This window comes from Luteimonas sp. 22616, assembly GCF_052044325.1.
Lineage (GTDB): Bacteria > Pseudomonadota > Gammaproteobacteria > Xanthomonadales > Xanthomonadaceae > Luteimonas.
Genome location: NZ_JBQEMW010000002.1, coordinates 758,152 through 771,985, shown reverse-complemented (window position 1 = coordinate 771,985; position 13,834 = coordinate 758,152). Strand labels below are relative to the sequence as shown.

General features: G+C 68.8%; 9 protein-coding genes and 1 pseudogene. 3 read left to right on the top strand and 7 right to left on the bottom strand.

What is annotated here, in order from left to right:
- Positions 1-30 precede the first annotated feature (30 nt).
- Positions 31-954, bottom strand: coding sequence for a non-homologous end joining protein Ku (gene ku, locus ACTJIL_RS15840; RefSeq protein ID WP_440756566.1), 924 nt, complete (start codon positions 952-954; stop codon positions 31-33).
- A gap of 204 nt (positions 955-1,158) precedes the next feature.
- On the opposite strand from ku, the gene ACTJIL_RS15835 reads away from it, so the two are divergent.
- Together ACTJIL_RS15835 and chaB are read left to right on the top strand one after the other, a co-directional pair.
- Entirely contained in the window at positions 1,159-1,404 is a 246-nt protein-coding gene (locus ACTJIL_RS15835; RefSeq protein ID WP_440756565.1) for a hypothetical protein, read from the top strand.
- Positions 1,405-1,554: 150 nt separating this feature from the next.
- Positions 1,555-1,782, top strand: coding sequence for a putative cation transport regulator ChaB (gene chaB, locus ACTJIL_RS15830; RefSeq protein WP_440756564.1), 228 nt, complete (start codon positions 1,555-1,557; stop codon positions 1,780-1,782).
- Between the two features lie 100 nt (positions 1,783-1,882).
- Here the strand turns inward: chaB and uvrD are convergent, their stop codons facing one another.
- From uvrD to ACTJIL_RS15815, 3 genes are all read right to left on the bottom strand, one after another.
- Positions 1,883-4,063 (bottom strand): DNA helicase II, encoded by a 2,181-nt coding sequence (gene uvrD, locus ACTJIL_RS15825; RefSeq protein WP_440756563.1) that lies wholly within the window; start codon positions 4,061-4,063, stop codon positions 1,883-1,885.
- 144 nt (positions 4,064-4,207) lie between these two features.
- On the bottom strand, positions 4,208-4,777 hold the full coding sequence (locus ACTJIL_RS15820; RefSeq protein ID WP_440756562.1) for a TIGR00645 family protein: 570 nt from the start codon (positions 4,775-4,777) through the stop codon (positions 4,208-4,210).
- A gap of 396 nt (positions 4,778-5,173) precedes the next feature.
- Complete coding sequence (locus tag ACTJIL_RS15815; RefSeq protein WP_440756649.1) at positions 5,174-7,450, bottom strand: DPP IV N-terminal domain-containing protein; 2,277 nt, start codon at positions 7,448-7,450, stop codon at positions 5,174-5,176.
- Between the two features lie 211 nt (positions 7,451-7,661).
- Here ACTJIL_RS15815 and ACTJIL_RS15810 point away from each other — a divergent pair, with 211 nt between their 5' ends.
- On the top strand, positions 7,662-9,455 hold the full coding sequence (locus ACTJIL_RS15810; protein ID WP_440756561.1) for a DUF885 domain-containing protein: 1,794 nt from the start codon (positions 7,662-7,664) through the stop codon (positions 9,453-9,455).
- A gap of 139 nt (positions 9,456-9,594) precedes the next feature.
- On the opposite strand, the gene ACTJIL_RS15805 is transcribed toward ACTJIL_RS15810, so the two are convergent.
- The 3 genes and pseudogenes from ACTJIL_RS15805 to coaBC all read right to left on the bottom strand — a co-directional run bounded on the left by ACTJIL_RS15805 (position 9,595) and on the right by coaBC (position 13,736).
- The gene (locus ACTJIL_RS15805; RefSeq protein WP_440756560.1) at positions 9,595-11,910 is read right to left on the bottom strand and encodes a phosphomannomutase/phosphoglucomutase; all 2,316 of its coding nucleotides are present in this window, start codon (positions 11,908-11,910) and stop codon (positions 9,595-9,597) included.
- Positions 11,911-11,933: 23 nt separating this feature from the next.
- Positions 11,934-12,392, bottom strand: coding sequence for a dUTP diphosphatase (gene dut / locus ACTJIL_RS15800; protein ID WP_440756559.1), 459 nt, complete (start codon positions 12,390-12,392; stop codon positions 11,934-11,936).
- Between the two features lie 124 nt (positions 12,393-12,516).
- Positions 12,517-13,736 (bottom strand): annotated as a pseudogene (gene coaBC, locus ACTJIL_RS15795) (bifunctional phosphopantothenoylcysteine decarboxylase/phosphopantothenate--cysteine ligase CoaBC).
- Positions 13,737-13,834: the final 98 nt, after the last annotated feature.

Here is a 13,834-nt window from a genome sequence, read left to right as displayed (position 1 = left end):
GGTCACCCATGGCCAACATGGCGTACCACCCTAACCCGTCGTCTTGCGCTTCGCGGATTTTTTGGCTGCCTTGGCAGTCTTCTTCACGGGCGCCTTCTTCTTCGCGACCTTCCGGCCCGCCTTCTTCGCCGCCCCCTTCTTCGCCGGCGTGCGCTTGTTGCTGGCGATGCTCTTCTGCAGCAGCGACATGAAGTCGACCACGTTGGTGGCGGTGTCCTCTGCGGCCTCCGGCTCGTTGTCCTCGGCCTTGGCGAGCGCACCCTTCGATTTCATCTTCTTCTTGATCACCGCTTCCAGGCGCGCGCGGAATTCATCATGGTAATCGTCCGGCACCCACTTCCCCGACATGGAGCCGATCAGTTGTTTGGCCATGTCCATTTCCTTCGCGGTGATGCGATACGTCGAAGGCTTGCCTTCCGGCAGCTTGTAGTCGGCCGGGTCGACCAGTTCCTGCGGGTAGCGCAGCAGCATCAACAGCAGTGCATCGTCCTGGGGCATCACCGCCGCGAGATACTCGCGGGTGCGGATCACCACGCGCGCGATGCCGACCTGCCTGGTCGCCTTCAGCGTCTCGCGCAGCAGCACGTAACCCTTCTCGGCCTTCTTCGCGGGCACCAGCACGTAGGGCTTCTCGAAGAACTGCGGCGGAACCACGCCGGCGTCGACGAAGGCCTCCACCTCGACGGTCTCGTGGCTCTCCGGCGCGGCCGACTTGATGTCCTCCTCCTCGACCACGACGTAGCTGCCCTTGTCGTATTCGAATGCCTTGACGATGTCCTTCCACGGCACTTCCTCGCCGGTTTCGGCGTTGACGCGCTCGTAGCGGATCGGCTTCCTGTCGCGCGAATCGAGCATGCGGAAATGCAGGTCGACCTTGCGCTCGCCGGACATCAACGACACCGGGACGTTGAGCAGGCCGAACGACAGGGTGCCGGTCCAGATCGGGCGTGCCATCTCAGCGCTCCTTGCGTGGCGGCTGCGGCCGCCCGGCGATATCTGCAGGACATTGCGGGAACGTGGCCACGACGACCTCCGATTGCGACCGGGTTCCCGACCCTACGGCGGCAGCGGTGAGATCATGGTGAAGCGCCGCAGGTTCACGGGGCATGCAAGGCGCCCACGCGAGAATGCGCGCAGCGACCATCGACAGGACACGATATGTACGGCCGCGAACGACGCCAATCCGAAGACCTGGACACCGCCGCGCTGCGCGCGGGACTGACTCCCGCGCAACTGAATGCGCTGGAGACGCTGGAACAGTTCGGCTGGACCCTGCGCTTCGTGCGCAGGCCGATGTTCCGCGATCCGATCCCGGTGCTGTTCCACCGCGACGGCAAGCGCTTCGTGGTGCTGGAAGCCGACGGCACGCTGAACGAAACCCCCGACCTGGTGATCCGCGACTAGGCCATCGGCCTGTGGGAGCGGCCATGGCCGCGATTGCCGGCGGCAAGCCAAGCGGCTTGTCCGCCGCCATCACGCAGGTTTGCCCTCGACTTAACCCTGGCCGCCGCATCGTCGACGCAACGTCTGAAGACGATGCAACAGGAGGCCACCATGCCCTACGACCGCATCAGCGAACTGCCCGAATCGGTGCGCGACCACGTGCCGAAGCACGCGCAGGAAATCTACAAGGAAGCCTTCAATAGCGCGTGGGACCAGTACAAGGACGCCGACGACCGGCGCGGCGATGCCTCGCGCGAGGAAACCGCGCACAAGGTCGCCTGGGCCGCCGTCAAGGAGAAGTACGAGAAGGGCGACGACGGCGACTGGCACGCGAAGTAGCCCGCGCTCTTGTAGGAGCGGCTTCAGCCGCGAGCTCTTCCAGATAACGCCGGATCCGAGACAAAGAGCTCGCGGCTGAAGCCGCTCCTGCAAGATCAATCTACGCCGGCTGCAGGTTTGCGTACGCCAGCACCAGCCACTTGCTGCCGGCTTCGTCGAAATTCACCTGCACCCGCGCGTGCGCGCCAGCGCCTTCGATGTCGGTGATGATGCCGCTGCCGAACTTGGCGTGGGTGACGTTCTGGCCGAGCCGGATACCCGGATTCTCGTCGACCACCGCGTGGCCGAAGTTGCGCCGCGGCGTGCTGGCGTACATCGGCCGCGAGACCTGCACCTTCGGCCGCACCTCGTGGAGCAGCTCGGCGGGGATCTCGCGCAGGAAGCGCGACGGGATGCCGTACATGTCCTGGCCGTGCAGGCGTCGCGATTCGGCGTAGCTGAGCACCAGCTTCTGCCGCGCGCGGGTGATGCCGACGTAGGCCAGCCGGCGTTCTTCTTCCAGCCGCCCGCTCTCTTCCACCGAACGCGCATTCGGGAACAGGCCTTCCTCCATCCCGGCCAGGAACACCAGCGGGAACTCCAGCCCCTTGGCGCTGTGCAGGGTCATCAGCTGCACGCCATCCTCGCCGGCCTGGGCCTGGCCTTCGCCGGCTTCCAGCGCGGCGTAGGCGAGGAACGCGACCAGCTCGCTGAGCCCCGCGCTCTCGTCCTCGTCGCCGCGGACGAAGCGCGATGCCACCGACACCAGTTCGTCGAGGTTGTCGACGCGCGAATCGGCGGCGCCCTTGGATTCGTTGGTGTAGTGCTCGCGCAGGCCCGAGCGGACCAGCACGTGGTCGATCTTGTCCTTGAGCGGCAGCTCGGTGACCTCGCCGTCGAGCGCATCGATGAGGGCATGGAAGCTCGCGAGCGCGTTGCGCGCGCGTGCGGCCAGGAGGTTTCCGTGCGCGACGCGGATCGACGCCTCCCACAGCGACACGCTGTCGGCGCGCGCGCGCTGGCGCACTTCGTCGAGCGTGCGCTCGCCGATCCCGCGCGTGGGCGTGTTGACCGCACGCTCGAACGCGGCGTCGTCGGCGCGGTTACTCACCAGCCGCAGGTAGGCGAGCGTGTCCTTGATCTCGGCGCGCTCGAAGAAGCGTACGCCGCCATAGACCCGGTACGGGATCTGCTCGGCCAGCAGCGTCTCTTCGAACGCGCGCGACTGCGCGTTGCTGCGGTACAGGATCGCGCAGTCGCCGTGGCTGCCGCCGTCGCGCACCCACTGGCCGATGCGCTCGACCACGAAGCGCGCCTCGTCGACCTCGTTGTAGGCCGCGTACAGGTCGACCGGCTCGCCCTCGCCGCTGTCGGTCCACAGCTGCTTGCCCATGCGCGCGGGGTTGTGCGCGATCACCGCGTTGGCGGCGCCCAGGATGTTGGCGCTGGAGCGGTAGTTCTGCTCCAGGCGGATGGTCTGCGCGCCGGGGAAATCGTGCAGGAACTTCTGCACGTTCTCGACCTTGGCGCCGCGCCAGCCATAGATCGCCTGGTCGTCGTCGCCGACGACGAATACCTGCCCCGTGTCGCCGGCGAGCAGGCGCACGAAGCCGTACTGGATGCTGTTGGTGTCCTGGAACTCGTCCACCAGCAGCTGGCCGAAGCGCTGGCGATAGTGCGCCAGCAGCGCCGGGGTGTCGCGCAGCAGTTCGTGCGCGCGCAGCAGGATCTCGGCGAAGTCGACCAGCCCGGCGCGGTCGCAGCGCTCCTGGTACAGCGCGTAGCTTTTCAGCATCACGTCCGACCATTCGTCGCGGTCGGACTGGATGTGCTGCGGGCGGCGGCCTTCGTCCTTCTGCGCGTTGATCCACCACGCGATCTGCTTGGGCGGAAAGCGCACCTCGTCGAGTTCCAGCTGCCGCACCACGCGCTTGACCAGGCGCAGCTGGTCGTCGCTGTCGAGGATCTGGAAGCTTTCGGGCAGTTTCGCGTCCTGCCAGTGCAGGCGCAGCAGCCGGTGCGCGAGGCCGTGGAAGGTGCCGATCCACAGCCCGCGCGAGCCGTTGCGCAGCAGCGCGTCGGCGCGATGGCGCATCTCGCCGGCGGCCTTGTTGGTGAAGGTGACGGCGAAAATGCCGTGCACCGGCACGCCGAACACCTCGTTCAACCAGGCGATGCGGTGGGTGAGCACGCGGGTCTTGCCGGAACCGGCGCCGGCAAGCACCAGGTAGTGGCCCGGCGGCGCGGAAATGGCCTCGCGCTGGGCGTCGTTGAGCCCGTCGAGCAGGTGGGAAACATCCATCGCGGCATTCTACGCGAGGCGCCTTCGCAGCCTTGGCGACGGGTTCGCGCAATCCTGCAGGAGCGGTTTCAGCCGCGGGCTCTGTCCTGACGCCGGGGACAAGCCGGAAGCTCGCGGCTTAAGCCGCTCCCACAAGATGCTGTGTCAGTGCGCGGCGATCTGCTCGCGCTTGCTCGAAGTGCCGGTCATCAGCTTGTCGGTCCAGGCGATGCCGATCGCCGAGAGGATGAACACGCAGTGGATGATCGTCTGCCACATCACCCCGGCCTCGGTGAAACGGCTGCCCGGCGTGCCGAGCGTGCCGATCTCGATGAAGGTCTTGAGCAGGTGGATCGAGCTGATGCCGATGATCGCCATCGCCAGCTTCACCTTCAGCACGCTGGCGTTGACGTGGGAGAGCCATTCGGGCTGGTCGGGGTGGCCCTGCAGGTTCAGGCGCGAGACGAAGGTCTCGTAGCCGCCCACGATCACCATCACCAGCAGGTTGGAAATCATCACCACGTCGATCAGGCCGAGCACGATCAGCATGATCGCCACTTCCGCGGTCTGCTCGGCGCCGGTGGCTCCCGGCTGGGAGTGGCCGTCGAAGAACACCTGGTCGACCAGGTGCACCAGTTCGAGGCCGAACTGCCAGACGTAGATCGCCTGGGCGACGATCAGGCCCAGGTACAGCGGCAGCTGCAGCCAGCGCGAGCTGAAGATCAGGGCGGACATGGGGCTGAGGCGGGTCGAGCGAACCTGGGTCATGCGGGGGGGTCTGGCGAAAAAAGGAGGCGAAGGTTACCACCGCCCCGTATCACCGCTACCGGCGTCCCCCTTGCCGCGTTCCGGGGCCGGGCGGGTATCGAAACCCGTGCGCTCTGGCCCCGGATTTCGTCGCCGGACTGCCGCGGCGGCGAGGCCCGAATCGGTCCCGTCGTGCCTGCGTCTTGCCGTTTTCTTCGGCAGGTGTTGCCGTCTCTCCGGGGCGTTCCCGCTTCGCGCCAGACTTTGCCTCGTCGTCATCCCCGCCTGCGCGGGGATGACGGCCGTTGGGGTGATGGTCCGACTGGATGACCGCCGGCTGGACAATGGCCGATTGGCATCGCCGCAGCGGGGCGGAGGCCCGACCTACGGCTTGGCCGGCTTGATGGCGTAGCCCGCTGGCGGCTCCGCGTCCAGCAGGTGGCGGACGAAATAGTCCCAGCGCCGCCGCGTGACGTACATGCCGACCTGTCCGCTGCCGTAGCCGTGGCGTGCGTCGGGCAGCAACAGCAGGTCGAAATCCTTGTTGGCGTCGACCAGCGCCTGCACCACCAGCAGGGTGTTGGTGGGCGGCACGTTGTCGTCCATCAGCCCGTGGATCAGCAGCAGGTGGCCCTTGAGCTTGCCGGCGTGGTTCTGGTTGGCCTGGTCGTCGTAGTTGCTCGACCCGTCCTTGCCCACGATCGGCAGGCCCTGCCACTTCTCGGCCCAGTCGTCCTCGTAGCTGCGGTTGTCGTGGTTGCCGCTCTCGGCAATGCCGACCTTGAAAAAATCCGGGTAGCGGAACATCGCGCCGGCGGTGGCGTTGCCGCCGCCGGAATGCCCCCAGATGCCCGCGCGGTCGAGGTCGATCCACGCAAAGCGCTTCGCCAGTTGCTGCATCCCCGTGACCTGGTCGGGCAGCGTGTTGTCGCCGATGTCGCCGAAGTAGGCGTCGTGGAACGCCTTCGAGCGCCACGGCGTGCCCATCCCGTCGATGGCGACGACGACGAACCCGAGCTCGGCCAGCGCCTGGTTGTCGCCGTGCGAGGCGAGGAAGCTGCGGCTGCGTACCGAGCCCACCTGCGGGCCCGGGTAGATGTAGTTGATGATCGGGTACCGCTTCGCCGGGTCGAAATCCGACGGCTTGAACATCAGGCCGTACAGGTCGGTCCTGCCGTCGCGCGCCTTGACCGTGAACGGTTCCGGCGCCACCCAGCCGGCCGCCAGCAGGCGCGAGATGTCGCCGCGCGCGACCTCGCGGACCAGCGCACCATCGGCTGCGCTGCGCAGCAGCGTCACCGGCGCGGTGTCGGTCGTGGAGTACGTGTCGATGAAGTACGTGCCATCGGGCGAGAGCTCGACCTTGTGGTCGGCGTCCTCCGGCGTCAGCAGCACCGGCGAGCCGCCATCGAGCGACACCCTGTAGAAGTGCTGGTAGTACGGATTGCGGCCCGCTTCCCTGCCGACGCCGCGGAACCACACCGTGCGCGTCTCCGGATTCACGCGCAGCACCTCGGTGACGTTGCCCTCGCCCGTGGTCACCGCGTGCCTGAGCTTGCCGCTGGCCGCGTCGTACAGGTACAGGTTGCCCCAGTTGTTGCGCTCGCTGAACCACAGGATCTCGTTAGAGGCCGGCAGGTAGCGCCAGTTGACCGCGCCGTTGCCGCTCTCGAAGTACGTCTTCACCTTTTCGTCGAACACCGTGCGCACCGCGCCGGTGGCGGCGTCGGCGATCCGCAGCCAGGTCTGGCGATGGTTGCGCGAGGTGGAGGCGAAGGCGAGGGTGCGGCCGTCCGGCGCCCACTGCACGTCCTCCCAGCCGCCGCTGCAGCTGACGTCGTCGCACAGGGTGGAGCGGTGCTGGTCCGGCGGCATCTGCAGCCGCACGACCTTCCGCGCGGGTACGTCGATGATCACGCGCTCGATCATGGTCACGTGTTCGTCGCCGACGAAGGGATACTTCCAGCGTTCGACCTTCGGCGCGCCCACGTTCGTGCCGACCAGCACCATCTCGCTGGTCCTGCGCTGGTCCTGCCGGAACGTGGCGATCCTCATCGAGTCCGGCGACCACACCAGGATCGCCTTGTCGGTGTGCTTCCAGCCCGCGTTGTCGGTGGCGTAGCCGTAATCGGTCGCGCCGTCGGTGGTCAGCTGCGTTTCCGCGCCTGTGGCGAGGTCGCGGACCCAGAGGTTCCAGTCGCGGATGAAGGCTTCCCGCGTCCCGTCGGGCGAGCGCACGCCGGGCTCGCCGGTCTTCTCGACGCATACGCCCTTGCCGGACAGGTCGCAGCGATAGTCCTTGTCGAATGCGGACAGCGCGACGCGGCCGTCGTCGTCGATCGACCAGCGCTTGAGCGGCAGCTTGTCGGCCTTGACCGGCTTGCCGGCGGCCTTGCCCAGCGCGCGCGCGAGCTTGACGTGGTCGAAGGCCGGCACCACGCCTCCATTGGCCGCGTCCACGCGCAGGAAGCGGTCGCCTTCGGCGTCATGATCGCGATAGACGAACTGGCGGTCGTCGAGCCACGCAAGCAGCGTCGGCACGTGGTCCACCAGCGGCGCGGTGTTGTGCGGCAGGAATGTCTCCGCGCGCGCGTAATCGCCCGCATCCACCGCCTGTGCCTGTGCGGACGCGGATGCCGATGCCACCAGCCCCGCGACCATCCAGCCGGCCGTCTTCGCCAACCGCGCAGCGCGTGCGCGCCCGTCCCCGCCCATCGAATGCATGCAGTCCGTCCCGTGTCGAAAGTGGCGCATTCCACGTGCCATGCGCCGTCGCGGCCAATGCTAACCCGCTGCGGCATGACTTGCGGCCGATTGCCCGCGTCCGGTGCGCGGCGTAGGGTCGCGCAGACATTTCCTCGAGACCGACGCCATGAAGCCCCTCGTCCTTGCCATCGCCTTCGCGCTCGCCCTGCCCGCCGCCGTTTCCGCGCAGGCACCGGCGCCGCAGCCGGCGTCCGCGGCAGCCACCACGCCGGCGTGGGTCCAGAAGAGCAACGCCGACGCGCAGGTGTTGATCGCCGCGCAGGCGCAGTTCCAGCCCGAGGGCTTCTCGTTCTTCGGCATCCCCGGCTACGACGACAAGGTGGCCGACCTGGGCCCGGACAACGGCAAGCGCTTCCGCGCCGCGATGGCCGATGCGAAGGCAAAGCTCGAAGCGAAGCTGCAGGTGGAACGCGATCCCAACGTGCGCCAGGACCTGCAGATCATGATCCACGCCGCCGACGAGAACATCGAGGGCAGCGCGCTCACCGAACGCCTGCTGCTGCCGTGGACCGATGCGCCGCAGCTGGTGTTTTCGGGCATGCAGGGCCTGCTCTCCGACCAGACGCCGCCGGCGCGTCGCGCACGCGCGCTCGACCGGCTCAAGGCCTATGTCGGCATGGCGCCGGGCACGACTCCGATCGCGGAACTGGCGAAGGCCCGCTACACCGAGCGCGCCGGCGACAAGGCGCTGCTGCGACCGACCAGACTCGAGGTCGAACAGGCGCTGGGCAACGTCGACACCTACATCGACGGCATCCGCAAGCTGTTCGCGAAGTACCAGATCGCCGACGCCGAACCCGCGCTCGACGCGATGGCCACGCAGTTGAAGGACTACCAGGCCTGGGCGCGCAGCACGGTGCTGCCCGAAGCGCGCACCGACGCGAGGCTGCCGCCGGAGCTGTACGCATTCCAGCTCAAGCAGTTCGGCATCGACATCGATCCGCAGCTGCTGATCGATCGCGCGCAGGTCGAGTTCATGGAAACCCGCGCCGCAATGGGCCAGCTGGCGCCGCTGGTGGCGAAGGCCAAGGGCCTGACCGGCATCGACGACAACGATTACTTGGCGGTGATCCGCGCGCTGAAAAAGGACACGATTCCCAACGACCAGCTCGAGGCGCGCTACCGCAAGGTAATCGACGCGATCGACCCGATCATCCGCAAGCGCGGCATCGTCGACGTGCCGAAACGGCCAATGGTGATGCGCCTGGGCAGCGAGGCCGAATCCGCGGCGCAGCCGGCGCCGCATTTCCTGCCCGCGCCGCTGGTCGGCAATACCGGGCAGCAGGGGCAGTTCGTGCTGCCGGTGGCGGTGCCGAATCCCGATGGCTCGTCGCTGCAGTACGACGACTTCAACTTTGAATCCGCGGCATGGACGCTGTCCGCGCACGAAGGGCGCCCGGGCCACGAGCTGCAGTTCACCGCGATGGTCGAACGCGGCATCTCGCTGGCGCGCACGCTGTTCGCGTTCAACTCGGTCAACGTCGAGGGCTGGGCGCTGTATGCCGAGGCCGAGATGGTGCCGTACGAACCGCTCGACGGGCAGATGATCGCGCTGCAGCTGCGCCTGTTGCGCGCGGCGCGCGCGATGCTCGACCCGATGCTCAACCTCGGCCTGATCGACCGCGTGCGCGCCGGGCAGGTGCTGGAAAGCCAGGTCGGGCTGTCGAAGGCGATGGCCAAGCAGGAACTCGACCGCTACATGTTCAACGCACCGGGCCAGGCCGGCAGCTACTTCTACGGCTACAGCCGCATCCTGCAGCTGCGCATGGACACCGAGCTGGCGCTTGGCGACAGGTTCAGTCGCCTGGAGTTCAACAATTTCCTGCTCGACCAGGGCCTGTTGCCGCCTGACCTGCTGGCGAAGGCGGTGGAGGAGGAGTTCATCCCGGCGCGCAAATAGCGGTTTTTGTAGGAGCGGCTTCAGCCGCGAGCTTTTTCGATGGTCGCACGCGATTTCTGATCGCGATCGGCCTCGCGAATTGCCGGTCACGATTCAAGAGCTCGCGGCTGAAGCCGCTCCTACAAGGGCACGGGCGCCGTCAGAACGGCAGCTGCAGCTCCGGGTCCAGCGCCAGCAGCTGCTCGCGGAACGCCTGCTGGATGCGCTCGAGCGCTTCAGCCGAGTCGCCGTCGAAGCGCAGCACCAGCACCGGGGTGGTGTTGGAGGCGCGCACCAGGCCCCAGCCGTCGGGCCAGTCGACGCGCAGGCCGTCGATGGTCGACAGGCGCGCGTCATCGAACTGCGACCGCGAAACGAAGCGCTCGACGAACGCATGCGGGTCGCCATTGGGCGCGTCGACCTTGATTTCCGGCGTCGACATCCCGTTGGGCAGCGCATTGAGCACGTCGCCGGGCGACTGCGGGTCGGTGGCGAGGATCTCCAGCAGCCGCGCGGCGGCATAGATGCCGTCGTCGAAGCCGTACCAGCGCTCGCCGAAGAAGAAGTGGCCGCTCATCTCGCCGGCCAGCTCGGCCTCGGTCTCGCGCATCTTGGCCTTGACCAGCGAATGCCCGGTCTTCCACATCAGCGGGCTGCCGCCGTGGCGCAGGATGTAGCCGGGCAGGCGCCCGGTGCACTTGACGTCGAACAGGATCACCGCGCCCGGGTTGCGCTCCAGCACGTCGGCGGCGAACAACATCAGCAAGCGGTCGGCGAAGATGTTCTGGCCATCGCGGGTGACCACGCCGAGGCGGTCGCCGTCGCCGTCGAAGGCGATCCCGAGGTCGGCGTCGAAGCGCGCCACCGTGTCGATCAGGTCCTTGAGGTTCTGCGGCTCGCTGGGATCGGGGTGGTGGTTGGGGAAGTTGCCGTCGATCTCGCAGAACAACGGGATGACTTCCGCGCCGACCGCCTCGAGCACGCGCGGGCCGATCTCGCCGGCCACGCCGTTGCCGGCGTCGACCACCACCTTCAGCGGGCGCGCGATCTGCACGTCGGAGGCGATGCGGTGGATGTAGTCCTCGGCGATGTCGCGCTGGCTGTGGCCACCGGGCGACGACGCCTGGTGCAGGCGGTCGTCGGCGATGCGTGCATGCAGGTCGGCGATGGCGTCGCCGTAAAGCGTCTCGCCGCCGACCACGATCTTGAAGCCGTTGTAGTCGGGCGGGTTGTGGCTGCCGGTCACCGCGATGCAGCAGCCGGTATTGAGGTGGTAGGCGCCGAAGTAGACCACCGGCGTCGGCGCCATGCCGATGTCGATGACGTTGCGGCCGGCCTTGCGCAGGCCGCGCGCGAGGCCCTCGACCAGGTCCGGACCCGACAGCCTGCCGTCGCGGCCGACGACGATGTCCTCCAGCCCCTTTTCCTGCATCAGCGAACCGATCGACTGCCCGATCAGCTCGGCCACGCCGGTGTCGAGTGTCTGCCCGACCACGCCGCGGATGTCATAGGCGCGGAAGATGCCGCGGTCGATCCGCACCGGTGCGCGTTTGGGCGCGTCGCGCACGGCGACCGGCGCCGGCGCCTGGTCTTCCGGGGGGCCATCGACCAGCACCTGCGACAGCGTCGGCGCACTGCCGTCATCGGCGTGCTGCAACCTGCCGAGCCGGCTCGGCAGCCGCCACGACACGTAGGCCAGCAGCAACAGCACCAGCGCGGCGATGAACGAGCCGGCCACGCCGAGCCCGAACGGGCTGATCACCGCGGTCGGCACCGCCGCGGCGATGCGCAGCCCGGTGCCCGCGATCGGGACCGCGCGGCGCTCGGCGCGCTGCGCCAGCGCCGCATCGCCGCGCTCGATCAGGGTGAAGCTGCCCTGGCGCAGGGCCAGGTAGCTGTCGTCGGAGAGGCTGGCGTTTTCCAGCCCGGCGGTGGCGCGGGCCAGCGGCAGGCGCACGAGGGCGATGCCGGCCACCACGCCGTCCACCTCGGCCGGCGCGGCCAGCGCGATCACCGGCTTGCCGCGGTCGCGGATCGCCCACAGCACCGGCTTGCCGTCGGTCATCGCCGCTTCGGTCGCAGCGATGCGGCCGAAGCCGCTCTTCGGCAGGCCGGCATAGGCGTCCTGCAGGTCCGGCGGCAGCACCGCCGCGTCCTCGATGCCCTCCCAGCCCGCGCCGAGCGCGGTGCCGGCGGCGGCCAGGTCGCCGGCCTTGAGCGCCGACTGCACTTCTGTCGACGCCAAGCGCTGCGCGAGCTTGTCGAGGTCGCCTTTGAGCACATGCTGGATGGATTGCGCGACCGCGTCGCGGCCCTGCTCCAGGGTCGCGCGGCGGCTGTCGTCCTGGATCTGCCGCCAGCCGCTCCAGGCCAGCCACAGCGCCAACAGCGCCAGGATCGCCGCGAGGATCGGCAGGTACGGCCGCGCATGCGCCAACGCGGCGCCCAGCTTCCCCGGTTCGTGTTCGTCATGCATGGCCTGCCCCCCGACTGCCATTTTCAACGCACCCCGGTGTGGCCGAAGCCACCCGCCCCACGCGCGCTTTGCTCGAAAGTATCCACTACTTGCAGCGTTGCCCGCACGATCGGCGTCACAACCAGCTGCGCGATACGGTCGCCGGGTTCGATCGTGTAGGCCTCGCGGCCGCGGTTGAAGACGCTGATCATCAGCGGCCCCTGGTAATCGGCATCGATCAGCCCGGTGCCGTTGCCGAGCACGATGCCGTGCTTGTGGCCCAGGCCGGAGCGCGGCAGCACCACCGCGCACAGGGTCGGATCGTCGATGTGGATCGCCAGCCCCGAGGGCACCAGCGCGGCGTCGCCGGGCTGCAGCACCAGCGCAGTGTCCAGCGCGGCGCGCAGGTCGAGCCCGGCGCTGGCGTCGGTGGCGTAGGCCGGCAGCGGCCAGTCGCTGCCCATGCGCGGGTCGAGGATCTTCAACTGCAGGGTGTGGTGCATCGCAGGCCTGTGGCGGGGTGGATCGTGGCCCGCGAGCGTAACGCAAGTCGTGGCAACGCCTGCAGGAGCGCCCCATGGGCGCGAAGGCCTTGCCGGCGAAACGCAATCGCGCCCATGGGCGCTCCTAGAGGCGCTCGGCAACCAGGTCCAGCAGGTGGTCGGCCAGCTCGGTCTTCGGCGCCGGCCCCAGCGCGCGCTCGCCGCCGTTCCAGTAGACGACCAGCGCGTTGTCGTCGCTCTCGAAACCGCTGCCTTCGACGCCAACCCGGTTGGCCGCGATCAGGTCGAGCCGTTTCTTCGCCAGCTTGGCGCGCGCGTTGCTTTCGACGCTGCCGGTCTCGGCGGCGAAGCCGACCACCAGCCGCGGCCGCGCCGCATGCGCGGCGACGTCGGCGAGGATGTCGCGCGTGCGCACCAGTTCGAGCACCAGCCCGTCCTCGCCTTCGCGCTTCTTGATCTTTTCCGGCGCCACCCGGCGCGGAGTGAAGTCGGCGACCGCGGCCGCACCGATGTAGACGTCGGCCGGCAGCTGGGCGAGGACGGCATCGTGCATCTGCGCGGCCGAGCGCACGTCGATGCGCTGCACGCCGTCGGGCGTGGCCAATGCGCCCGGCCCCGCCACCAGCACCACCTGCGCGCCACGACGCGCCGCGGCGGCGGCGATCGCGAATCCCATCTTGCCGCTGCTGCGGTTGCCGATGAAGCGGACCGGGTCGAGGTCCTCGTAGGTCGGCCCGGCGCTGACCACGATGCGCAGGTCCGCCAGCGAGCCGGCGGTGGCCATCAGCGCAGTGCCGCGGCCAGTTCGGCCACGATCGCCTCGGGCTCGCGCAGGCGGCCGGGGCCGGATTCGCCTTCGGCCAGCGGGCCGTCGTCGGGGCCGATCACCTGCACCCCGCGTTCGCGCAGGGTGGCGATGTTGGCCTGGGTGGCCGGGTGCAGCCACATGCGGTGGTTCATCGCCGGCGCGACCGCGATCGGCGCGGTGGTGGCCAGGCACAGGGTGGTGACCAGGTCGTCGGCGAAACCGTGCGCCAGCTTCGCCAGGGTGTCGGCGGTGGCCGGGGCCACCAGGATGCGGTCGGCCCAGCGCGCGAGTTCGATGTGGCCCATCGCGGCCTCGGCCGCGGCGTCCCACAGGCTGGTGCGCACCGGCAGGCCGGACACGGCCTGGAAGGTCGCGGTGCCGACGAAATGCTGCGCGCCGTCGGTCATCGCCACCTGCACTGTGGCGCCGGCGTCGCGCAGGCGCCGCACCAGTTCGGCGGCCTTGTAGGCGGCGATGCCGCCGCATACGCACAGCAGGATCCGGCGTCCCTGGAGCTTGTCGCTGGCCTCGGCCATGTCAGGAAATCCCTACGCGCGAACAGGGCGCCAGCTTACCCGAACGGCCTCCGCGGCCCGACTGCGCCGGCGCGTGCGATGCGCTGCAATACCCCCAT

What these genes read in the sequence shown, in the direction of transcription:
- ACTJIL_RS15810 (WP_440756561.1), top strand. Translation starts at nt 7,662, where the DNA reads ATGAAGCCCCTCGTCCTTGCCATCGCCTTCGCGCTCGCCCTGCCCGCC.
- ACTJIL_RS15815 (WP_440756649.1), bottom strand. Translation starts at nt 7,450, where the DNA reads ATGGTCGCGGGGCTGGTGGCATCGGCATCCGCGTCCGCACAGGCACAG.
- dut (WP_440756559.1), bottom strand. Translation starts at nt 12,392, where the DNA reads ATGCACCACACCCTGCAGTTGAAGATCCTCGACCCGCGCATGGGCAGC.
- ACTJIL_RS15820 (WP_440756562.1), bottom strand. Translation starts at nt 4,777, where the DNA reads ATGTCCGCCCTGATCTTCAGCTCGCGCTGGCTGCAGCTGCCGCTGTAC.
- ku (WP_440756566.1), bottom strand. Translation starts at nt 954, where the DNA reads ATGGCACGCCCGATCTGGACCGGCACCCTGTCGTTCGGCCTGCTCAAC.
- ACTJIL_RS15835 (WP_440756565.1), top strand. Translation starts at nt 1,159, where the DNA reads ATGTACGGCCGCGAACGACGCCAATCCGAAGACCTGGACACCGCCGCG.
- uvrD (WP_440756563.1), bottom strand. Translation starts at nt 4,063, where the DNA reads ATGGATGTTTCCCACCTGCTCGACGGGCTCAACGACGCCCAGCGCGAG.
- ACTJIL_RS15805 (WP_440756560.1), bottom strand. Translation starts at nt 11,910, where the DNA reads ATGCATGACGAACACGAACCGGGGAAGCTGGGCGCCGCGTTGGCGCAT.
- chaB (WP_440756564.1), top strand. Translation starts at nt 1,555, where the DNA reads ATGCCCTACGACCGCATCAGCGAACTGCCCGAATCGGTGCGCGACCAC.